The organism is Pseudomonas sp. LFS074, assembly GCF_047978165.1.
In the GTDB taxonomy this organism is placed as follows: Bacteria; Pseudomonadota; Gammaproteobacteria; order Pseudomonadales; family Pseudomonadaceae; genus Aquipseudomonas; species Aquipseudomonas putida_P.
The window spans coordinates 3,314,074-3,334,191 of the sequence record NZ_JBFPFV010000001.1 but is presented as its reverse complement, the minus strand read 5'-3'; the positions used below and the strand labels follow the sequence as shown (position 1 = coordinate 3,334,191).

Here is a 20,118-nt window from a genome sequence, read left to right as displayed (position 1 = left end):
AGGTCTCGCCCGATTATCAAGCATGAACGTGCCGATACTGGTGAGTAGGAACAGTCACTGTTGCGCAACCCTTGGCCACAACTGTGCTGGTCCCAACTCAAGGAATAGCCTTATGCTGTAACGAAATATGTCTAGAAAGATTGCAGAAGGAAGTCGCAATGCCGCTCAAGGACCTGCTCATCGCCCTGGTGGTGATTGTCGCCTGGGGAGTCAACTTCGTGGTCATCAAAGTTGGCCTCGATGGCTTGCCGCCGATGTTGCTGGGGGCATTGCGCTTCTTGTTGGTGGCGTTCCCGGCGGTATTGCTGGTCAGGCGGCCGAAACTGCCGTGGCGCTGGTTGATCGCCTACGGCGCGACCATTTCGCTGGGCCAGTTCGCGTTCCTGTTCCAGGCCATGTACAGCGGCATGCCGCCAGGGTTGGCTTCGTTGATCCTGCAGTCGCAAGCCTTCTTTACCCTTGGTTTCGCTGCGCTGTTCCTCGGTGAGCGGCTGCGCCTGGCCAGCGTGCTTGGGCTGTTGGTGGCGGCCAGCGGCCTGGCGTTGATCGGCAGCGAGGACGGCGGCCACGTGCCAATGCTGGCGCTGGTGCTGACCCTGTGTGGCGGTGCCATGTGGGGGCTGGGCAATATCATTACCCGGCGTTTTGGCTCGGTTGACCTGGTGGCATTGGTGATCTGGGGTGGGTTGATCCCGCCGCTGCCATTCCTGGCGCTGTCCTGGTGGCTGGAAGGCCCTGAACGCATCGGCCATGCCCTGGCCAACATCAGCTGGAGTTCGGTACTGGCCCTGGCGTACCTGGCGTTTGTCGCCACCATGCTTGGCTACAGCCTGTGGAGCACACTGCTGTCGCGTCACCCGGCAGGCAAGGTGGCACCGTTCTCGTTACTGGTACCGGTGATCGGCTTGAGCTCGTCGGCGTTGCTGCTGGGCGAACGCCTGACCACTACCCAGGGCTGGGGCGCATTGCTGGTGATGGCTGGTTTGCTGGTAAACGTGTTTGGTGCGCGGATCGGCCAGCGTTTGCGGGCTGCCATGGCATAAAGGGCTTAAATTCATTGAGCTGCGCTCTGTTAGAATCGGTCTCTTTTGGCCAGACCTGCGGAGCGCATTCATGATCATTTCCACCACCAGCCAACTCGAAGGCCGCCCGATTGCCGAGTACCTGGGCGTGGTCAGCTCCGAATCGGTGCAAGGCATCAACTTCGTGCGCGATTTCTTTACACGCTTTCGCGATTTCTTCGGCGGCCGTTCGCAAACCCTGGAAAGCGCGCTGCGCGAGGCCCGCGAACAGGCCACCGAAGAACTCATGGCGCGGGCACGCCAGTTGCAAGCCGATGCGATAGTGGGGGTGGATTTCGAGATCAGCATGCCGTCGGTACAGGGCGGCATGGTCGTGGTATTTGCAACCGGTACGGCAGTGCGCCTGAAGTAGAGCCGTCTGCCACTGGTCGGCGGCAAGGTGCTTGTCCGAGCGGTCTGCAAATGACCAGCTAGTCTCACTTTCACAGGCCGCGTTTCCTGGGCAACTTTTCTGGTTGCCGGCGCGACCGCCACTGGAGGGAGACAGGGCATGAGCGAATCCTTTTTCGAAGACCTGAACGATGCGTTCCCGATCAACAGCCAGGTGCGTTGCGGCCAGGCGGCATTCCGCCTGGGGTTCGCCCACATGACGCTGGATGATTCCGAACAGCTCCAGCCTGCACATCTGCAGCGCAGCAAAAAAGGCCGCTTCATGCCGCGGGTACCACTGAAGAAGTAAGCCCGCTCCAGCAAAGCCCCGCCCAATGGCGGGGTTTTTTTTGCCATTCGTTGATACGCCTCATGGTATTGCCGGGTAACGCTCGCCGGATGGCCAAGGCTGTGGTTTTCTGATGCGGCATTCCAGTAACGGAGGATTGAATGCTCATGCGAGTCAGGGAACAGACCTATTGGCAGTGGGCCGACGCCCAGCTGCACAGCCGCTGCCACGACGAAGCACTCAGCGACGGCACCACACTGGACGTACAGGTGCGCTTGTCGCGCCTTGGGGCGACGCAGCTGTTTCTGGGTTTGTACGCCGGGGATGGGCGGGCGTTGCTGGAAGAGTATTACCCCGCCCGGCCAGGCGAGACCATGACCCGCGCGCTGGTATGGGGTGTCGACCGCGCCCGAGCGATGGCAACGGGCGCCTTGCCCTTGCCGGAAACCCGCCTGCAGCGGCGCCAGGCATGAAAAAGCCCGGCCTATGCTGGCCGGGCTCTGGTAAGGGTGCGAACCCTCAGTTAAGCGGTTCGATCACCTTGACTGCCTGCTGCTCACGGGCAGCGGGCCATTCTTGTTGCAGGGTCTGCAGCACGCGGCCAACGAACTCGGTGTCGGCGGCGGCCTTCTTGCCGACGTAGCCTTGGCCACGGCGGTAGACCTTGAAGCGGGCACGCATGCTGGGCAGGTGCTCTTCAAATTCATCTTCGACGGTGTTCGGTGGCAGGCGGTCGAGGCGCACTTCACCGGTTTGGCTAACCCACAGCAGGTGGTCGTCGAGGCTGTCCTTGCGGATGGCGAACAGCTGAGCCAATTGGTCGATAGTCGGATTGTTGTTCAAGTTCATCATAAAGCCCCCATTACCCATTCGTAGGTGATTTTCACAGTTGGCGCTACCACGGTGTAGCGCACTACCAAGGCTGCTACAGCAGCATCGCAACAGGGGCTTTCTCACGCTGCCTTTTGGACAGTTTCCCTCTCCACGGACGGCCTGCGTTACCGCGCAGGCCGTCTGGAACACCCTTGCCACCGCTCCCGATCGGGGAGACGGCTTCATCATGCACAAGCGCGATGAACGGCGTCAACTATTTTGTAGTGAATATTTTCGAGCACTACATTTCTGTCGTTTTGTTCGACAATCGCGGCTTCGGCTACAGCCCGGACAGTATTTCGAAGGCCGCGCGAACCCGCGCTTCGTTCGGATAATTCCGGTTGGCCAGCAGCACTACTGCCAGCTGTTCGGAGGGGACAAACGCGGCATAGGCGCCGAAGCCATTGGTTGAACCTGTCTTGTTGTACCAGGCTGCCGACAGCGCGGGCAGGGCCGGTTGCAAGCGTGTGGTTGCCTGCGGTTCACGGATCAGCCGTGGGCTGTTGCCATCGACCAGGGTGCTTAACGTAACCGGGTAGGGGTAGCGTTCCCAGCCCAGGCCTTGGGTCATGGCGCCGACCTGGAAGTAGCCCTGCTGGGTAATGGCCGTGGCTTTCACCAGCGCCGCTGGCAGGCCCTGTGGCTGCATCTGCAGGCGCACATAGCGTAGCAAGTCGCTGGCGCTGGTCTTGATACCGTAGGCCTCGTCGGCATAAGGGCCGGGGCCGACGCGCACTGGCTTGTCGGTGGCGTCGTAGCCTTGGGCATAAAGGCCGTGGGCACTGGCTGGAACCTGCAAGTAGGTGTTCTCCAGGCCCATTTTCGCCAACAGGCCTTCGCGCATCAGCGTGGCGAACGGTTGGTGCTGTGCGCGGGCGGCCAGGTCACCGAACAAGCCCAGGCTGGGGTTGGAATAGCAGCGTTGGGTGCCGGGTTTGGCGCGAGGTTGCCAGTGGCGGAAGAAATCGACCACCTGCTGTGGTGTTTGCACCGTATCCGGGAACTGCAGCGGCAGGCAGTCGGCGCTGTAGGCGCCCAGTTCCAGCACGGTCGCGTCGCCAATGGGTACGCCGGCCAGTGCCGGATGATAGCGCTTTGCCGGGGCATCGAGGTCCAACTTGCCTTCGGCACTGGCCAGTGCGGCGAGGGTGGCGGTGTAGGTCTTGCTCAGCGAGCCGATCTCGAACAGCGTGTCGCGGCTTACCGGCACGTTGTCGGCCTTGCTGGCCACGCCGTAGCTGAAGTAGTGCGCATGGTCGCGGGCATAGATGGCCACGGCCATGCCGCTGATGCCTTGTTCCTGCATCAGCGGGCGGATGATCTGGTCGACCTTGGCCTGCAACTGGTCGTCGGCCTGTGCGCAGGCGTGACCCAAAGTGAGGGTGATGGCGGCTGCAAGTGCAGCCAGGCGAGGGCGGGGCATGGCGGGTCCTTTTATGGCGCGTGTCCGTTGAGCGATACCGCTGGGGGTTCCGGCGTTAGCAGCGAAAAGCCGCAGACCTTATCGTCTGCCCTTGCACAATGACAAGATGGACACAGTGATGAAGTATCTACGCATGTTATTCGACAATTTCACCCTGGCCTTGCTCGGGGTGGTGCTTATCGCCACCGTGCTGCCTTGCTCGGGCGATGGCGCGGTGTATTTCGGCTGGCTGACCAACCTGGCCATCGGCCTGCTGTTCTTCCTGCATGGCGCCAAGCTGTCGCGTGAAGCGATCATTGCCGGTGCCGGGCACTGGCGCCTGCACCTGCTGGTGTTCGCCTGTACGTTCGTGCTGTTCCCGCTGCTGGGCCTGGCATTCAAGCCGCTGTTCGTGCCACTGGTGGGTAACGAGCTTTACCTGGGCGTGCTCTACCTGTGCGCCTTGCCGGCTACCGTGCAGTCGGCCATCGCCTTCACCTCGTTGGCCCGTGGCAATGTGCCGGCGGCGATCTGCAGCGCGGCGGCTTCCAGCCTGCTGGGTATCTTCCTGACGCCGTTGCTGGTGATGATGTTGTTGGGCGCCAGTGGTGATACGGGCTCTGGGCTGGATGCGGTGTTGAAGATCACCCTGCAACTGCTGGTGCCGTTCGTTGCTGGCCAGATTGCGCGGCGCTGGATTGGCGCCTGGGTCAAGCGCAATGCGCGGTGGCTCAAGGTGGTGGACCAGGGGTCGATCTTGCTGGTGGTGTACACGGCCTTCAGCGAGGCTGTGGTGACCGGCCTGTGGCACACCGTATCGCCGCAGCACCTGGCCGGCTTGTTCGTGGTGTGCGGTATTTTGCTGGCGGTGGTGCTGTTTGGTACTCGCCTGCTTGGCAAGGCATTGGGCTTCGACCTCGAGGACCGCATCACCATCCTGTTCGCCGGTTCCAAGAAAAGCCTGGCTACCGGCGTACCCATGGCCCAGGTGTTGTTCGTGGGCAGTGGTATTGGCGCGATGATCTTGCCGCTGATGCTGTTCCACCAGATTCAGCTGATGGTGTGTGCTGTGCTGGCGCAGCGTTACGCCAGCCGTGAGCAGGTGGCGCAAGAGGCTTCGGCGGCGCCCTGACTGTCACGTAGCAGCAGATGCCGCACCCGCGCAGCGGCAACTGCTGCTATCTGGCCTGCCCGGAAGTACGCTCGCGCAGCGCCTTGCTCACCTCGGCCTCGATCTTGTAAGCGGGGCCTTCCAGGTCGTCATAGTTGCGCGTATAGCGTCGGGCAAACTCCTCCACGCCCAGTTCCTGGTACTGCTGCACATGCTTGAGTTCGTGCGCCCACAAGGCCACGTTGTCCTCGGCATCGTTGGCACGGCGGAAGATGATCGTGTCGATCAGTGTCACGGCGTTCACATCGGGGTTCTGCAATAGCGCATTGGCTGCGCTCATCTGTTGCTCATCCCCCACCCGAAAGCGCGCCGCATCGAGCACGGCAAAGTCGTACCAAGGTTCAAGTTGCGCCCGAATATGCAACGGAATCGGCTGCACTCCGCTGGCCGTGGCCTCGTCGCGAGCCTGGCGCAAGGCGTAGGTCAGACTGGACGAGGCCATCACCTCAACATCCTTGAGGATCTGCCCGGCCTGGCCAGGGTCGATCGGGGCGCAGAAGCAGCCCATCAGGCACACCTGGTACTGGCCTGGCGGGCAGGCCTGTTCGGCGAACGCTGGCAGGGCCAGCAGCAACCCCAGCAGGGCACTAATCCGCCTCATGCAAGGCCTGTTCGACAAATTGGCGGCTGGCGTCCAGTACCTGCGCTTGTACGCTTTCACTGGCCAACATGCGCCCGACCAGCAGTGCGCCGACGCACTGGCTGATCAGCACCCAGGCCAATTGTTCATCCTCCAGGGTTGTGCTCCAGGCACGGTGCAGTTCCAGCAGCCAGTGCTCAGCCACTTCACGCACCGGTGCTTCGGCGCGGGCAATTTCCACTCCCAGTGGCGGCAGTGGGCAGCCACCCTCGGCATTGTGCAGATGGGCCAGGCTCAGGTACTGCTGCAGGCAGCGGCCCAGGCGCTCGCGGTTGGCACCTTGGCTGGTCAGGCGTGTCAGCGGGCTGTTGCACAGCTCCTGGCGTACTACCTCGGTGAACAGGTCGTCCTTTGACGGGAAGTGGTTGTAGAAGGCACCGCCGGTCAGGCCAATCGCCTTCATCAGCCCTGCCACGCCGGTACTGGCGAACCCCCCGCGTTTGGCCAGCGCGCCGCTGCTGGCCAGCAACCGGTCGCGGGTTTGCTGTTTGTGTTCGTTGGAGTAGCGCATTCACATGCCTCTGCAAGCGGGCTTGACGAAGACCGCGATCATAACATAGCGTTCGTTTACTAAACGATCATTCACCAATGGAGGCGGGCATGACAGAACAACAAAAAGTGGTGCTGGTGATCGGGGCAGGGGACGCCACCGGGGGCGAGATTGCCAAGCGCTTTGCCCGTGAGGGCTACATCGCCTGCGTAACTCGGCGCCAGGCTGAGAAATTGCAGCCGCTGCTGGAGGAGATACGCGCCACTGGCGGCCAGGCCCACGGGTTTGGCTCTGATGCGCGAAAAGAAGATGAGGTAGCTGCACTGGTCGAGACCATCGAGCGCGATATTGGCCCAATCGAAGCTTTTGTCTTCAATATCGGCGCCAATGTGCCGTGCAGCATTTTGGAAGAAACCCCACGCAAGTACTTCAAGATCTGGGAAATGGCCTGCTTTGCCGGCTTTCTGACGGCCCAGGCGGTGGCCAGGCGCATGGTCCAGCGTGAGCGCGGCACGATTCTGTTCACCGGTGCCACTGCCGGTACCCGCGGCGCGGCTGGTTTTGCTGCCTTCGCCGGGGCCAAGCATGGCCTGCGTGCCCTGGCGCAGAGCATGGCGCGCGAGTTGGGGCCACGCAACATCCATGTCGCCCATGTGGTGGTGGACGGTGCCATCGACACGGCCTTCATCCGCGACAGCTTTCCCGAGCGCTATGCCCTCAAGGACCAGGATGGCATCCTTGATCCGGCGCACATTGCCGACAGCTACTGGTTCCTGCACGCCCAGCCTCGCGATGCGTGGACGTTCGAGCTGGACCTGCGCCCCTGGATGGAACGCTGGTAAGCCCCTATCACCCCGCAAGGACCCTAAGCATGAACAAGACTGTCGATTTCTATTTTGACCTGGGCAGCCCGGCCAGCTATCTGGCCTGGACCCAACTGCCGAGCCTGTGTGCCCGCCAAGGTGCCACACTGCGCTACCAGCCAATTCTGCTTGGAGGGGTGTTCCAGGCCACCGGCAACGCCTCGCCGGCGACGATCCCGGCCAAGGGGCGCTACATGTTTACCGACCTGGCACGCTTTGCCGCACGCTACGAGGTACCGTTCGGGATGCCATCAGGGTTCCCGATCAATACCCTGGCCTTGATGCGCGGCGTGCTGGGTACCCAGTTGCGTTCACCGGAGCGGTTCGAGGCCCTGTTGTCGGCGCTGTTCAATGGGCTATGGGCACAACGCCGCAACCTGGGCGATAACGCAGTTCTGGATGAGACGCTGACCCAGGCAGGCTTCGACCCGCAGGTATTTCACGGGTTGACGGCTGACGGTGAGGTAAAAGCTGCGCTGAAGCAGGCAACCGAGGCGGCTGTGGCGCGCGGGGTGTTTGGTGCGCCCACCTGCTTTGTGGGCGATGCGATGTTCTTTGGCCAGGACCGCCTGGACTTTGTCGAAGAAGCGCTGCGTCAGGGCGCCAGCAGCTTCTCCAGCTGAGTGCGCTCCCACAGGCTGAGCAGGTCGGTGGGGTTGGTGCCGTAGCGCTGCCAGTCCTCAAGCCCGGCCTGTTCACCGTCGGGGGCCTGGCAATGAATGCAATGTGCCAAGCCTTCGGCATCCAGGGCCAGCGTCAATCGCCAGCCCTGGATGTCGACATCGACCAGACCGCCATCGTGGCGTGCACTCACCTCCAGGTGCTGCACACCAAGGGCCGCGTTGCGCAGGCGCTGGTAAATATCCCGAGTGTTCAGTGCACCGCTGCGCGCCAAGATCAGAAATTGGCCGGCGTGTTGGCGCTGATGATCTCGGCCTCGTCCGGGCCGATGTTCTTGAAACTGTGCGGCAGGGTAGTGGGGATGTAGTAGCCGTCGCCCGAGTTGAGCACGCTGACCTGCCCATCGACCCACAGCTCTACGGTGCCGCGGGTGACCAGGCCACATTCTTCGCCCTCGGCATGCACGATCGGCTCGCCCGAATCGGCGCCGGGTGCATACAGCTCGCGCAGCATGCGCATCTGCCGGCCTTCGACGCTGGCGCCGACCAGCAGCATGCGCAGGCCGTTGCGGCCCAGATCCGGTTGTTCGCCACCCCGGAACACGTAGCGCTCTTCACGCACCGGCTCGTCGAAGCTGAAAAACTCCGCCAGGCTCATGGGTATGCCTTCGAGCAGCTTTTTCAGGGAGCTGACCGAAGGGCTGACGCGATTCTGCTCGATCTGCGAGATCGTCGAATTGGTCAACCCGCTGCGGCGGGCCAGTTCCCGTTGGGAGAGGTTGTTGCGTTCACGCACCAGTTTGAGTCGCGTCCCCGTGTCCATAGCCGCCTTGTAATCAGAGGTGTCAATAATAATGAGCGATGCGCATTAAAACACACTCTGCGCGCTTGCGCGCTGTGCTTGTCAAACCCGCTGTTCACGTGGCATCGGCCACAGTCCGACGAGCAGCAACAGCACGGCTACGGCCAAGAATGGCAGGCGCGGATCAAGGGCATATACCAAGGTGCCGGCCAGCGGCCCGATCACCGCACCCATGCCCTGGGCAGCTCCCACGGAGCCGGCTGTGGCGCCCTGCTCGGAGGCGTGCATGGCATTGGCTGCCAGTGCCGAAAACGCTGGGAACACAAAGCCCATGCCGGCTGCCGCAACAAAGTAGCAAGCCCATAGCCAAGGGGCCGTGGTGGCCAGCGACCCGCAGGCAAAGCCCAGTGCCGATACCGTGGCACCTACCCGGATCATCTTCAGCGGTGGCCACTCTAGCTGGCGCAGCAATACCTGCGCCAGCATCAGCGCTACGCCCACCGTGGTCAGCGCGATGCCGGCAGCCTGGGCCGCTTCGGCGGGGCCCAGATGCAAGCGGTCGAGGGCAAAGAAACCGACGATGATCTGCGACACGGTCACGCTGAGCATGGCGCTGAATGCCACCAGCAACGGCCTGCGCAGGCGCGGGTCGTTCAGCCGCACCGGGCTGGGGGCGTGGGCGTGCGGCAGCGCCTGTGGTTTTAGGGTAAAGAGCAGCACGAGGAAGGCCGTGGCCGGTAGCAGCGACATGATGTGGAACGGCAGGCTCAGGCTGTGCCGTGCCAGTAGCGCCGCCAGCGCTGGCCCGACCACCAGGCCGACGGCGTTGGCCGCGCCCAGCGAGGCCATGGCCCGGGCCCGGCGTTGCGGCTCGACATGGTCGGCTATCAGCGCATTGCAGCCCACTGGGATGGCGGCGTAGAAGGCGCCGATGCAGCCGCGGGCGACGATCAGGCCGATGAACGCCAGGGTCGCGCCCGGCAACCAGCGCAGCGCGCCTTCAACGAACAGGCATAGCAGCCAGTAAGCCAGGGTGAAGCCGGCGCTGCCCAGCAGCAGGATGCGCCGGCGGCCGAGGCGATCCGATAATCGCCCCCAAGGCCGGGCCAGCAGCACCCAAACCACGCCAGCCACGGTTACGGCGGCGCCAGCTTGCCAGGTGGCCATGCCGAGTTGGCGGGCAATCGGGCCGATCAAGGCGACGAAGGCCATCATCGACATGGTACAGGCCATGTTGGCCAGCAGCAGCGGGCGCAAGTCCAGGGTGCTGGCAGGTAGCAGGGTTGCAGGATCCTTTGCGACGTTCATAGGGCAGTCCAGGGCAGTACGGCAAATAGAAAGCCGATCTTATTAAGAATGATTATTGATTGTCGAACGCCCCGGCATGCAGCAGGTCATTCGCTGCGGCGCAAGGGGCCAGGCCACATGCTACGCAACACACCGTCGCGGCGCACCCATGCATGCATCAAGGCTGCACCCACGTGCACCAGCACCGTGGCGAACAGCAGGTAGCCGGCCCAGCCATGGGCCTGACGCAGCACGGCATACAGCTGCAGGTTGTGCGGGGCGATGGCGGGTAAACCGAGCGGGCGCGGGTAGTCGCCCGCCGATAGCATGGCCCATCCCAGCAGCGGCATGGCCAGCATCAGCCCATAGAGCAGCAGGTGCGAGGCCCCGGCGGCCCAGCGCTGCAGCACTGGCAGGTCGTGTGGCAGCGGTGGGTGCGGCACGCTCAGGCGCACGGCGATGCGCAACAGCACCAGCACCAGCAGGGCCAGGCCGGTGGCCTTGTGCAGGCTGATCAGCAGCGGGTGGCGTGGCGACAGGTCGGCGACCATGCTCACGCCGATGAACAGCATGGCCAGGATCAGCACGGCCATCAGCCAGTGCAACAGACGGGCGAAGGGGTGGAAGGCTTCGGGTTTCATGGACGGGCTCCAGTGCTGAGCGATTCACGGCTGCGGCGGTTGAAGGATTCCGAATAGGCGGCGGACCGGGCGGCGAGGATCGGGTCGCCGGACGCTTCGATACCCCGTGGCAGAATCAGCGGGTCGAAGTTCAGGTCGCGGCAGGCCCCTTGCTCTGGAGCGTCGACGTGCTCCAGCACCAAGGTGCCGGCGTCCACGCTACGACGCTCGGCGGGCCAGAGGCGGGCAGGGTCATCCACGGCATCGCCCGGTTCGGCCAGCACCAAACGCAACGTCCAGCGCAACGGGGCCTGGGCCAGGCGTTGCTGCAGGTCGTGTTGCAGGAACTGTTTGTCATCAACCTGGCCAGGTAGTGCGGCAAACGCGGTTTGTGGCTCGAGCTGCCAACGCACCGGGTGGGCCGTGCCAGCTGAGTCGATCAGGCGGAAGGCATTGATGCTGTGATACTGCGTGCTGGCGAAGCTGTCACTTGGCTTGTAGCTCGCCGCCCACTGGCGAAATGCCGCGCTTTCGGGGTGGGCGGCGAAGAACGCTTGCATCTTGGCCGGGTTAGGTTTGCCGGTGGCCGGGTCGGGCGCGCCCGCGAGCACTTGCTCATAGAACCCTTGCGGGGTACTGACCGCCAGCACCGGCGGGTTGTTCATGCCGGTACGCCAGACCTGGCCGTCGTCGGTGCTGAGTTGAACTGCCAGGCTGCGCACCGGGATGCCTGTATCCGGGGCGAACGGGTTGGCACCGCCGATGGCGAAACGGCCGATAACCGGCACCCGTTGCTGGCTGAAGGCGCGTGCAATGGACAGGTTGGCGGCCTGCCCGCTGGGCTGGAAGTAGCCGCTCACGCACAGGCCCTTGGCGTGGTTCTTGCGGTAGCCCGGGTAGTGACCGGCCTGGGCCTCGAAGGTGTCGATGATGCGCTGTGGCGTCAGCCGGGGTTCGCCGAGCCAGCCGGCGGCATAGGCAAAGCCGGCACCTGCGGCCAGCATCACGGCGCCAATGGCTGCCAGGCGCAGCGCTTTGGCCGGGCCGTGCAAGGGTGAGTTCATGGTCATCGTCCGGTTCAGGGAAGGTGCCAGTACGACGGAGCAGGGAAAAACTTATTCCATCGCCGGGAATAGAATTTGTTCACAGGCGTCTGCCCTTTACACTGACAATCCCAAAGGCCGGTACCTAGCGATGCATGACCTGGACGACCACCAGTGGCGCGAACTGCTTGCCCGTCTGCGACGCTTTGCCGTGTGGCTGACCCGCGAACCGGGCAGCGCCGACGACCTGGTGCAGGCAACGGTCGAGCGGGCCCTGAGCCGGCGCGACCAGCAACGTGACGCCGATGCCCTGCGCGCTTGGTTGTTCACCATTCTTTATCGACAGTTTCTCGACGGTAAACGCCGCGAGCGTCTGCATGCGCGTTGGTTGTCCTGGTTTGGCGGCAGCGGGCACGACGAGGAGCCTGTCGGTGACAACCTCGAAGCCATCGTCCTGGCCCAGGCCGACCTGCAGGCGTTTGCCCGGCTGACGGCGGAGCAGCGTGCCTTGTTGCTGCTGGTCAGCATCGAAGGCCTGAGTTACAAGGAGGCCGCCCAGGCTTTGGGCATCCCAATCGGCACTGTGATGTCGCGCCTGTCGCGCGCGCGCAATGCCTTGCGCGAATTGACCGAGGGCAACCCCCAGCCACCGGCCTTGCGGAGACTGAAATGACCCGTCTGATCCCCAGCGAAGACGAACTGCATGCTTATGTCGATGAGCGCCTGGAGCCTGTGCGCCGGGCCCAGGTGCAGGCCTGGCTGGAGGCCAACCCGCAGGCGGCGGCACGGGTGGAAGGTTGGCGTGCCGATGCCCGCCGGCTACGCGTGGCGTTGGCCGGGTTTGATGACCTGCCTGGTGCCGCGCAGCTGGAATTGGGCCCGTTGCGTCGGCAATTGCGCCAGCGCCGGCAGCGGCGTTGGGCCGCTGCGGCGGTGGTGATGTTAGCGCTGGGTGTGGGTGGTTTAGGCGGTTGGCAAGTGCGCGATGCAAGCTTGGCGCGCGTTGACTTGCCCATGGCCGACGCTGTGCAGGCGCATCGCTTGTTTGCTGGCAGTGAAGCCTTGGATATCCAGGCCAGTGACCCAGGGCAGTTGCGCGACTGGCTTGGGCGCCATTTCAGCCGCGTGGGCCAGCTGCCGGACCTGGCGGGCTATGGCTTCAAACCGGTGGGTGCGCGCTTGCTCAGCAACGAGCAAGGGCCGGCGGCGTTGCTGGTGTTTGAAGATGGCAAGGGCCAGCGCATCAGCCTGTTCCTGCGCTCACCCGGCGAGCAATATCGGCGCATGCCGGACGGTCAGCGGGTCGACGGTCAGCTGGAGGCGCGGTATTGGTCGCATGGGGCGTACAACTTTGCTTTGGTCAGCGCGGCGGACGATGTGCGCGGAGCGGGGGTGGGGGAGGCGTTGCGGTTGGGGTTGTGAGTGAGGCCAAGGCATGCACCTTGGCGCCCACCCTCCGACTCAGCTCAATTCCAGCCAGATCGGCGCATGGTCCGACGGCTTTTCCATTGCGCGCAGTTCATAGTCCACACCTGCTGCCTTGATGCGTGGCACCAGATGCTGCGAGGCCATGATCAGGTCGATGCGCAGCCCGCGCTTGGGGTCGTCCTCGAAGCCGCGGCTGCGGTAGTCGAACCAGCTGAAGCGGTCCGTCACCTCCGGGTACAGGTGACGGAAACTATCGACAAGGCCCCAGCCTTTCAAGCGTTCCATCCACTCGCGCTCTTCCGGCAGGAAGCTGCACTTGCCGGTCTTCAGCCAGCGCTTGGCGTTGTCCGCACCGATGCCGATATCGCAGTCCTGCGGCGAGATGTTCATGTCGCCCATCACCAGCAGTGGCTGGTCGTTGCGGAACTGGCCTTCGAGCAGGGCCTGCAGGTCGCTGTAGAAGCGCTGCTTGGCCGGGAACTTGGTGGGGTGGTCGCGGCTTTCACCCTGGGGGAAATAGCCGTTCATGATGGTGATCGGGTTGCCGTCGGCATCAGGGAAGGTGCCCCAGATAAAGCGGCGCTGGGCGTCGTCTTCATCGGTGGCAAAGCCTTTGTGCAGGCTCAGCGGCGCCTGGCGCGACAGCAGCGCCACGCCGTAGTGGCCTTTCTGGCCATGGTAGTGCACGTGGTAGCCCAGTGCCTGCACGTCGGCCAGCGGGAACTGATCGTCGCTGACCTTGGTTTCCTGCAGGCCGATCACGTCCGGCTGGTGCTTTTCGATCAGCGCCGCCAGCTGGTGCGGGCGGGCCCGCAGGCCGTTGATGTTGAAACAGACGATCTTCATGGAAAGACAATCCCGGTAAAAGCCGCGATGCTAGCCGACATCGTCCATCATCACCAGCATGGCGGCATGGTCATCCTGCTGCTAACGTGCTCCAGGGGGTGAACGAAGCGCGCAGGGGCACCTCCAAGGCACTGTACGCCCATTCCAGGAGGTCTGCCCGCAATGCCCGAAACCACAGCCGCTCCGGCCCGTGTCTGCTTGCTCGATGATGGTTACAGCCGCGAAGCGCGTTCATTGCTGTACAACGCTTACCGCCATGAGCCTACCTTCGCCTACATCTTCGAGGCCCAGCGCCCCGGTTATGAGCGGCGCTTGCGGGTGATGGTGCGCGAATGGGTGCGCCAGCACTTCTATCTGCAACTACCCGCCATCGGCTTGCTGGTAGAGGATCGCCTGATTGCCCTGGCCCTGATCGTGCCGCCACTGCGCCGCCTGGGCGTGGCCGACAGCTGGGCCTGGCGCCTGCGCATGATGCTGGGTACAGGCCTGCGCTGCACGCGGCGCTACATGGACTACCAGGCCGCGCTGGCCACCTGCCTGCCCACTGACCGGGTGCATGTGCTGCCATTGCTGGGGGTGCACCCGCAATTCCAGGGCAAACACTACGGCGAGCAATTGTTACAAGCTGTGCACGACTGGTGCGCGGAGGACCCAGGCACCCAAGGGGTCGTGCTGGATACCGGTAACGAGCACTACCTGGCTTTTTATCAGCGCCAGGGTTATGAAGAGATAGGCGAGGTAGCTGTAGGACCAATCCGAGAAAGGGTGTTCTTTCATCCTAATCCAATCTCTTCAAATTCCGCTTTTGCCTGAACAGGCCGCCAGGCGGCTCCCTTGAGCGCCTGGCTCTGGTAGCATTCGCCGCATGACGTATTCAGGAAGATTCACCTGGGGCCTGGTTTTCTGGGCCGCCAGTTTCGCAGCGTGGGGCCAGAGCGAGTTGCTGGTGAAGGTAAAACCGGCCAACAAGGCGCTCAAGGCCAATGTCGAAGGCTATATCGGCACCTTGGGTGACCGCGATGAAGAAGCACTTTTACGCTTCAGTCGCGGGGCCGAGGAGCAGGCGCGCAAAGCGGCGCAGGCACTTGGCTACTATCAGGCACAGATCGATACCGAGGTAAAACCCGCCAGCGACGCTGACCATTCCCCGCAACTGATCATCAGCATCAACCCTGGCGAGCCCATTCGCCTGCGCAACGTGACTGTGCGCATCGAGGGCCCGGCCAGCGAAATGAAGGCCTTCCGCGTGCCTGACAGCAAGGCGCTGCGCGCGGGTGAGCAACTCAATCACGGCCTTTATGAGGATGCCAAACGGCTGATCCAGAACCAGGCGTCGCGCTACGGTTTCTTCAGTGGACGTTTCAGCAGCCAGCGCCTGGCTGTGGACCCGCAGGCCGGCGTGGCCGATATCGAACTGGTCTACCAGAGTGGCCCGCGCTATCGCCTGGGCGCTGTCACCTTCGGGGGCGACACGCCGTTGGATGACGATCTCTTGCAGCGTATGGTTTCATTCAAACCGGGCACCCCCTACGACTCGGAACTGGTCGCCGAGCTGAACAATGACCTGCAATCGAGCGGCTATTTCGAAGGTGTGCGCGTAGACGCGGCACCTACTGCCGCCGTAGGTGAAGAAGTCCCGGTGGATGTCCGTCTGGAAACCCGTAAACCACGCACCCTGGGCCTGGGCCTGGGTTTCTCGACTGACGTCGGGCCGCGCGGCAAGGCCAACTGGACCCGCCACTGGGTCAACCCGCAGGGCCACAGCTACGGTTGGGAAACCGAGCTGTCCGCACCACGGCAGAACGTCGGCCTGTGGTACGACATTCCCCTCGACCCGCCGCTGACCGACAAGCTGCGCTTTGCCGGTGGCTACCAGAATGAAGAGCTTGCCGGTACCGACACGCTCAGCAAGCTGTTGACGGTCGGCCCCGAGTGGCACAGCAAGCTGCCCAGTGGCTGGCAGCGGGTGATATCGCTCAAGTACCAGCGCGAGGAGTATCGCCTGGGCGACGACTCCGGGCTGAGCAACTTGCTGATGCCTGGCGTGAGCTATTCCTTCCTGCGCAGCGACAACCGCATCGACCCACACAACGGCTATCGCCTGCAATTCGATGTGCAGGGCGCCAAGGAAGGGCTGGTTTCCGATACCAACCTTCTGCACGGCAACGTATTGCTCAAAGGCCTGACCACGCTGGGCCAAAACCACCGCTTTCTCGGTCGCGTGCAGTTTGGCGGCAGCGCGACCAATGGCTTCAAGAACAGCATTCCGCCTTCGCTGCGCTTCTTCGCCGGTGGCGACCAGAGCGTGCGCGGCTACGACTACCAGACCCTGTCGCCGAAGAACAGCGACGGCGACCGCATTGGCGGGCGCTACCTGGTGGCTGGCAGCGTCGAGTACCAATATTCGCTGACCGAAAAGTGGCGGGTTGCGACGTTCGTCGACCAAGGCAACTCGTTCAACAACCTGGAGCTGCCCAGCCTCAAGACCGGTGTTGGCTTTGGTGTGCGCTGGGTGTCGCCGGTGGGGCCGTTGCGCCTGGACCTGGCCAAAGCGCTGGATGACGAAGGGGGCATTCGCCTGCACTTTTCCATGGGGCCCGAGCTGTGAAACGCGTGATCAAATACATTCTGCTGGGCCTGCTTGGGGTAGTCGCGAGCTTGGGCCTGGCACTGGGCCTGCTGCTGGGGACCGAGGCTGGCAGCCGCTGGGCACTGGGCAAGGTGCCCGGGCTCGAAGTGGCCGATTTCCAAGGGCGCCTTGCGGGCAGTTGGCAAGCTAGCCAGCTGATCTGGGCCGACGCCGGCAGCAAGGTAGAGGTACAGGCGCCGATGCTGGCTTGGTCGCCTGTTTGCTTGCTACGCGCCAGGTTGTGCATCGACCGGTTGCAGGCCGAACGCATCGACATGGCCTTTGCGCCAAGCCCCGAACCCACCGACAACGCACCGCTGCAATTGCCGACCCTGCGCTTGCCACTGGCTATCGAGCTGGGCGAGGTCAAGGTTGGTCAGCTGCGCCTGGATGGCAGCGAACTGCTTGGCGACTTGCAGCTCGCGGCGCACTGGACCAACAGCGGGATGCGCATCGACAGCCTGCGGCTGCAGCGCGACGACCTGAATTTGAACCTGCAAGGCGACCTGCAGCCCGAAGGTGACTGGCCGCTGCAACTGCAGGCGCAACTGCAGTTGCCTGCGGTAGAGGGCAAGCCTTGGCAGCTGGCACTGACTGCCAGCGGTGAATTGCAAAAAAACCTGAAACTGGCTGGCACCAGCAGTGGTTACCTCGATGCCACGCTGAGCGGCCAATTGCAGGCATTGGCCGAACACCTGCCAGCTACCTTGCAGATCCGCTCCGAGGCATTCAAGCCGGCTGGCACGTTGCCCGACACTTTGCAGCTGAACCAGCTGAAGCTCGACGCCCAGGGTGATTTGCTCAAGGGCTATCACCTGTCGGGCACGGCCAGCCTGCCCGCCGAACAATCGCCGATCGCCCTGGCCTTGTCCGGGTTGGTGGACAGTAAAGGCGCCAGGCTCGATGCCTTGGACCTGACCGCCAACGACAACCAACGGGTCAAGTTGCAAGCGACGGCTGACTGGCAGCAAGGCCTGAGCGCCGATGCGAAGCTGGACTGGCAGGATTTCCCGTGGTTGCGCCTGTACCCCTTGGAGACTCCGCCTGAGGTCACCCTCAAGCGCTTCAATACCCAGGTGCATTATCGCGATGGCAATTACCAGGGCACCTTCAAGGGTGAGCTGGACGGCCCGGCGGGGGCGTTCAGCCTGGCCAGCCCGTTCGAAGGCGACCTGAGCCAGGTGAAACTGCCACAGTTGGCGCTGACTGCCGGCCAGGGCAAGGCCGCCGGCAGTGTCGCCGTGCGTTTTGCCAACACGCTGGCCTGGGATGTCGACTTGCAGCTTTCCGCGCTCGATCCGGCCTATTGGCTGGCCGAGCTACCGGGCACCCTGGCGGGGCCACTGCGCAGCAAAGGCGAGCTTAAAGGCGAGGCGCTTACCCTCGATGCCCAGCTCGACCTTAAAGGCCGCCTGCGTGGCCAGCCAGCCGTACTCAAGGCCGAAGCCCAGGGGGCAGGGCAAAACTGGACCCTGGGCGCACTGGCTATCCAGCTGGGTGACAATCGCATCAACGGCAGTGGCAGCCTGCAACAACGGCTGGCCGGGCGAATCGACCTCGACTTGCCGCGCCTGGGCCAGTTGTGGCCGAGGCTGCAAGGGCAGGTCAAGGGGCGGCTGGATGTCGCCGGGACGCTGCAGGCTCCGCAAGGTACCCTGACCTTGCAAGGTCAGCGCTTGGCCCAGGCCGAAAACCGCCTGCAGCAGCTGGACCTGGAGGCGCGCCTGGACAACGCTCAACGCGGCGTTGTCGAGCTCAAGGCCACAGGTATTCACCTGGGTGACACGGCCTTGGGCACGCTGCAGGCCAACGGCAAAGGCGACATTCGCCAACAGGCCGTGACTCTGGCGTTGGACGGCCCGCAACTCAAGCTCGACCTTGGCCTGGATGGCCAGTTGAACAAGGGTGACTGGCGTGGTCGTCTGGCCAGCGGGCGGATTCAGGCCGGCGGCCAGGATTGGCAGTTGCAGGCCCCGGCACGCCTGCAGCGGCTGGCCAGCGGTCAGCTGGACTTCGGGGCCCACTGCTGGCGCTCCGGGCAGGCCAGCCTGTGTGGCGAGGACCAGCGCCTGGCCCCCGAGCCCCGCCTGCGCTACCACCTCAAGCAGTTCCCACTGGACAGCCTGGCCCAGTGGCTGCCGAAGGACTTTGCCTGGCAAGGCCTGCTCAATGCCGATATCAACCTGGACATCCCGGCCAGCGGCCCCAAGGGTACTGTCGTTGTCGATGCCAGTGGCGGCACCCTGCGGGTACGCGACAAGGGCCGCTGGATCGACTTCCCGTATCAGGCCCTGCGCCTGGACAGCACGCTGGCACCGCGACGCATCGATACGCGCCTGGCGTTTCGCGGTGAGCGTCTGGGGGAACTGAGCGTCAACGCCCGGCTCGATCCGCTAGGCAAGAACAAGCCATTGTCGGGTGATTTCCGCCTGGCCGGGCTAGACCTGTCGGTGGCCCGTCCGTTTGTGCCGATGGTCGAACGCCTGGCCGGGCAGCTCAATGGCAGTGGCCGGCTTTCAGGTACTTTGCTGGCGCCGCAGGTCAACGGTAACCTGATGCTCAGCGGTGGTGAAGTCAGTGGTGCAGAGCTGCCGGCCAGCCTGCAGGACCTGTCACTGCAGGCACTGATCAGCGGTGAGCAGGTGCAGCTCAACGGCAATTGGCGCAGTGGTGAGGCTGGGCGTGGGCAGTTGAGCGGCAACCTCACCTGGGGCCAGGCGCTGGGCATGGACGTGCGTTTGCAAGGCCAGCAACTGCCGGTCACGGTCGAGCCCTATGCCGCACTGGAGGTGGCCCCAGACCTTACCTTGCGCCTGATCGACGACAAGCTGGCGGTGACCGGCAAGGTACAGGTGCCCAAGGGCAAGATCACCGTTCGCGAGCTGCCGCCGTCCACCGTCAAGGTGTCGGATGACACGGTAATCGTCGGTCACCAGACCGAAGAGGGCAAACCGCCCATGGCGATGGCCATGGACATCGACGTCGAAGTGGGCCAGGACAAGCTGTCGTTCAGCGGCTTTGGCCTTACCGCCAACCTGCTTGGCCATGTGCACATTGGTGATAACCTCGACACCCGTGGCGAGCTGAGCCTGGCAGACGGCCGCTACCGTGCCTACGGTCAACGCTTGACCATCCGCCGAGCGCGGCTGCTGTTCGCCGGCCCAATCGACCAGCCGTACCTGGACATCGAAGCAATCCGCAAGGTTGACGATGTGATTGCTGGTATCCGCCTGAGCGGCAGCGCCGAACAGCCCACCACGAAGGTGTTCTCGGAGCCGGCCATGAGCCAGGAGCAGGCGCTGTCGTACCTGGTACTGGGGCGGCCATTGGGCACCTCCGGCGAAGACAACAACATGCTCGCCGAGGCGGCCTTGGGCTTGGGGCTGGCCGGCAGTGCCGGCATTACCGGCAGCCTGGCGTCGAGCCTGGGCATCGACGACTTCCAGTTGGATACCGAAGGGTCGGGCAACAGCACCAGCGTGGTCGCCAGCGGCAACCTGACTGAAAAGCTGAGCCTGCGTTACGGGGTAGGGGTGTTCGAACCCGCCAACACCATCGCCTTGCGTTACAAGTTGAGCAAGAAGGTCTACCTTGAAGCCGCCAGCGGGCTGGCGAGTTCACTGGATATCTTCTACAAACGCGACTTCTAAGCCTGCGCCGGGGC

At 63.6% G+C, this 20,118-nt stretch carries 22 protein-coding genes; 12 read left to right on the top strand and 10 right to left on the bottom strand.

Annotated elements, in window-relative coordinates:
- The first annotated feature begins 158 nt into the window (after positions 1-158).
- The 4 genes from ACNQP3_RS15250 (at position 159) to ACNQP3_RS15235 (ending at position 2,213) form a co-directional block, all read left to right on the top strand.
- On the top strand, positions 159-1,043 hold the full coding sequence (locus ACNQP3_RS15250; RefSeq protein WP_012272538.1) for an O-acetylserine/cysteine exporter: 885 nt from the start codon (positions 159-161) through the stop codon (positions 1,041-1,043).
- A gap of 70 nt (positions 1,044-1,113) precedes the next feature.
- Entirely contained in the window at positions 1,114-1,434 is a 321-nt protein-coding gene (locus tag ACNQP3_RS15245; RefSeq protein WP_012272537.1) for a YbjQ family protein, read from the top strand.
- 138 nt (positions 1,435-1,572) lie between these two features.
- Positions 1,573-1,761, top strand: a complete 189-nt coding sequence (locus ACNQP3_RS15240; RefSeq protein WP_003253897.1) for a hypothetical protein — start codon at positions 1,573-1,575, stop codon at positions 1,759-1,761.
- A gap of 140 nt (positions 1,762-1,901) precedes the next feature.
- Positions 1,902-2,213 (top strand): hypothetical protein, encoded by a 312-nt coding sequence (locus tag ACNQP3_RS15235; protein WP_012272536.1) that lies wholly within the window; start codon positions 1,902-1,904, stop codon positions 2,211-2,213.
- A 46-nt stretch (positions 2,214-2,259) separates the two neighbouring features.
- Here the strand turns inward: ACNQP3_RS15235 and ACNQP3_RS15230 are convergent, their stop codons facing one another.
- Positions 2,260-2,592: a hypothetical protein gene (locus ACNQP3_RS15230; RefSeq protein ID WP_012272535.1), complete on the bottom strand. Its 333-nt coding sequence runs from the start codon at positions 2,590-2,592 to the stop codon at positions 2,260-2,262.
- A 301-nt stretch (positions 2,593-2,893) separates the two neighbouring features.
- Positions 2,894-4,036 (bottom strand): class C beta-lactamase, encoded by a 1,143-nt coding sequence (gene ampC / locus ACNQP3_RS15225; RefSeq protein WP_012272534.1) that lies wholly within the window; start codon positions 4,034-4,036, stop codon positions 2,894-2,896.
- 118 nt (positions 4,037-4,154) lie between these two features.
- Here ampC and ACNQP3_RS15220 point away from each other — a divergent pair, with 118 nt between their 5' ends.
- On the top strand, positions 4,155-5,147 hold the full coding sequence (locus tag ACNQP3_RS15220; RefSeq protein ID WP_223296380.1) for a bile acid:sodium symporter family protein: 993 nt from the start codon (positions 4,155-4,157) through the stop codon (positions 5,145-5,147).
- A gap of 46 nt (positions 5,148-5,193) precedes the next feature.
- Here the strand turns inward: ACNQP3_RS15220 and ACNQP3_RS15215 are convergent, their stop codons facing one another.
- On the bottom strand, positions 5,194-5,787 hold the full coding sequence (locus ACNQP3_RS15215) for a DUF4157 domain-containing protein (protein WP_012272532.1): 594 nt from the start codon (positions 5,785-5,787) through the stop codon (positions 5,194-5,196).
- Positions 5,774-6,337, bottom strand: a complete 564-nt coding sequence (locus ACNQP3_RS15210) for a TetR/AcrR family transcriptional regulator (protein WP_012272531.1) — start codon at positions 6,335-6,337, stop codon at positions 5,774-5,776. Before ACNQP3_RS15210 ends, ACNQP3_RS15215 begins: the two co-directional genes overlap by 14 nt.
- 89 nt (positions 6,338-6,426) lie before the next feature.
- Here ACNQP3_RS15210 and ACNQP3_RS15205 point away from each other — a divergent pair, with 89 nt between their 5' ends.
- Positions 6,427-7,158, top strand: coding sequence for an SDR family oxidoreductase (locus ACNQP3_RS15205; RefSeq protein ID WP_264316145.1), 732 nt, complete (start codon positions 6,427-6,429; stop codon positions 7,156-7,158).
- 29 nt (positions 7,159-7,187) lie between these two features.
- Positions 7,188-7,802 carry a 2-hydroxychromene-2-carboxylate isomerase gene (locus ACNQP3_RS15200; protein WP_012272529.1) on the top strand — a complete coding sequence of 205 codons (615 nt, stop codon included), beginning with the start codon at positions 7,188-7,190 and terminating at the stop codon, positions 7,800-7,802.
- Here ACNQP3_RS15200 and ACNQP3_RS15195 read toward each other — a convergent pair.
- The 5 genes from ACNQP3_RS15195 to ACNQP3_RS15175 all read right to left on the bottom strand — a co-directional run bounded on the left by ACNQP3_RS15195 (position 7,775) and on the right by ACNQP3_RS15175 (position 11,578).
- Positions 7,775-8,074, bottom strand: a complete 300-nt coding sequence (locus tag ACNQP3_RS15195; RefSeq protein ID WP_012272528.1) for a DUF7693 family protein — start codon at positions 8,072-8,074, stop codon at positions 7,775-7,777. The two genes, ACNQP3_RS15200 and ACNQP3_RS15195, sit on opposite strands and share 28 nt — an antisense overlap.
- Positions 8,075-8,076: 2 nt before the next feature.
- Positions 8,077-8,622 carry a cupin domain-containing protein gene (locus ACNQP3_RS15190; protein WP_003248033.1) on the bottom strand — a complete coding sequence of 182 codons (546 nt, stop codon included), beginning with the start codon at positions 8,620-8,622 and terminating at the stop codon, positions 8,077-8,079.
- 81 nt (positions 8,623-8,703) lie between these two features.
- A complete protein-coding gene (locus ACNQP3_RS15185) occupies positions 8,704-9,909 on the bottom strand; it encodes an MFS transporter (RefSeq protein ID WP_012272527.1) in 1,206 nt (401 codons plus the stop codon).
- An 86-nt stretch (positions 9,910-9,995) separates the two neighbouring features.
- Positions 9,996-10,529 carry a cytochrome b gene (locus tag ACNQP3_RS15180; RefSeq protein ID WP_012272526.1) on the bottom strand — a complete coding sequence of 178 codons (534 nt, stop codon included), beginning with the start codon at positions 10,527-10,529 and terminating at the stop codon, positions 9,996-9,998.
- Positions 10,526-11,578 (bottom strand): catalase family peroxidase, encoded by a 1,053-nt coding sequence (locus ACNQP3_RS15175; RefSeq protein ID WP_060493134.1) that lies wholly within the window; start codon positions 11,576-11,578, stop codon positions 10,526-10,528. The genes ACNQP3_RS15180 and ACNQP3_RS15175 overlap by 4 nt, the downstream gene beginning before the upstream one ends.
- Before the next feature lie 124 nt (positions 11,579-11,702).
- Between ACNQP3_RS15175 and ACNQP3_RS15170 the strand changes: the two genes are divergently transcribed.
- Entirely contained in the window at positions 11,703-12,224 is a 522-nt protein-coding gene (locus ACNQP3_RS15170; RefSeq protein WP_012272524.1) for a sigma-70 family RNA polymerase sigma factor, read from the top strand.
- On the top strand, positions 12,221-12,973 hold the full coding sequence (locus ACNQP3_RS15165) for an anti-sigma factor family protein (protein ID WP_060493135.1): 753 nt from the start codon (positions 12,221-12,223) through the stop codon (positions 12,971-12,973). The genes ACNQP3_RS15170 and ACNQP3_RS15165 overlap by 4 nt, the downstream gene beginning before the upstream one ends.
- A gap of 39 nt (positions 12,974-13,012) precedes the next feature.
- Here ACNQP3_RS15165 and xthA read toward each other — a convergent pair whose 3' ends face one another.
- Complete coding sequence (xthA, locus tag ACNQP3_RS15160) at positions 13,013-13,825, bottom strand: exodeoxyribonuclease III (RefSeq protein WP_012272522.1); 813 nt, start codon at positions 13,823-13,825, stop codon at positions 13,013-13,015.
- A gap of 162 nt (positions 13,826-13,987) precedes the next feature.
- Here xthA and ACNQP3_RS15155 point away from each other — a divergent pair, with 162 nt between their 5' ends.
- From ACNQP3_RS15155 to ACNQP3_RS15145, 3 genes are read left to right on the top strand one after another with little or no spacing between them, the layout of a single operon-like run.
- Positions 13,988-14,638, top strand: a complete 651-nt coding sequence (locus ACNQP3_RS15155; protein WP_012272521.1) for a GNAT family N-acetyltransferase — start codon at positions 13,988-13,990, stop codon at positions 14,636-14,638.
- 52 nt (positions 14,639-14,690) lie between these two features.
- Positions 14,691-16,433, top strand: coding sequence for an autotransporter assembly complex protein TamA (locus tag ACNQP3_RS15150; RefSeq protein WP_012272520.1), 1,743 nt, complete (start codon positions 14,691-14,693; stop codon positions 16,431-16,433).
- Positions 16,430-20,104, top strand: a complete 3,675-nt coding sequence (locus ACNQP3_RS15145; RefSeq protein ID WP_264316144.1) for a translocation/assembly module TamB domain-containing protein — start codon at positions 16,430-16,432, stop codon at positions 20,102-20,104. The genes ACNQP3_RS15150 and ACNQP3_RS15145 overlap by 4 nt, the downstream gene beginning before the upstream one ends.
- Positions 20,105-20,118 lie beyond the last annotated feature (14 nt).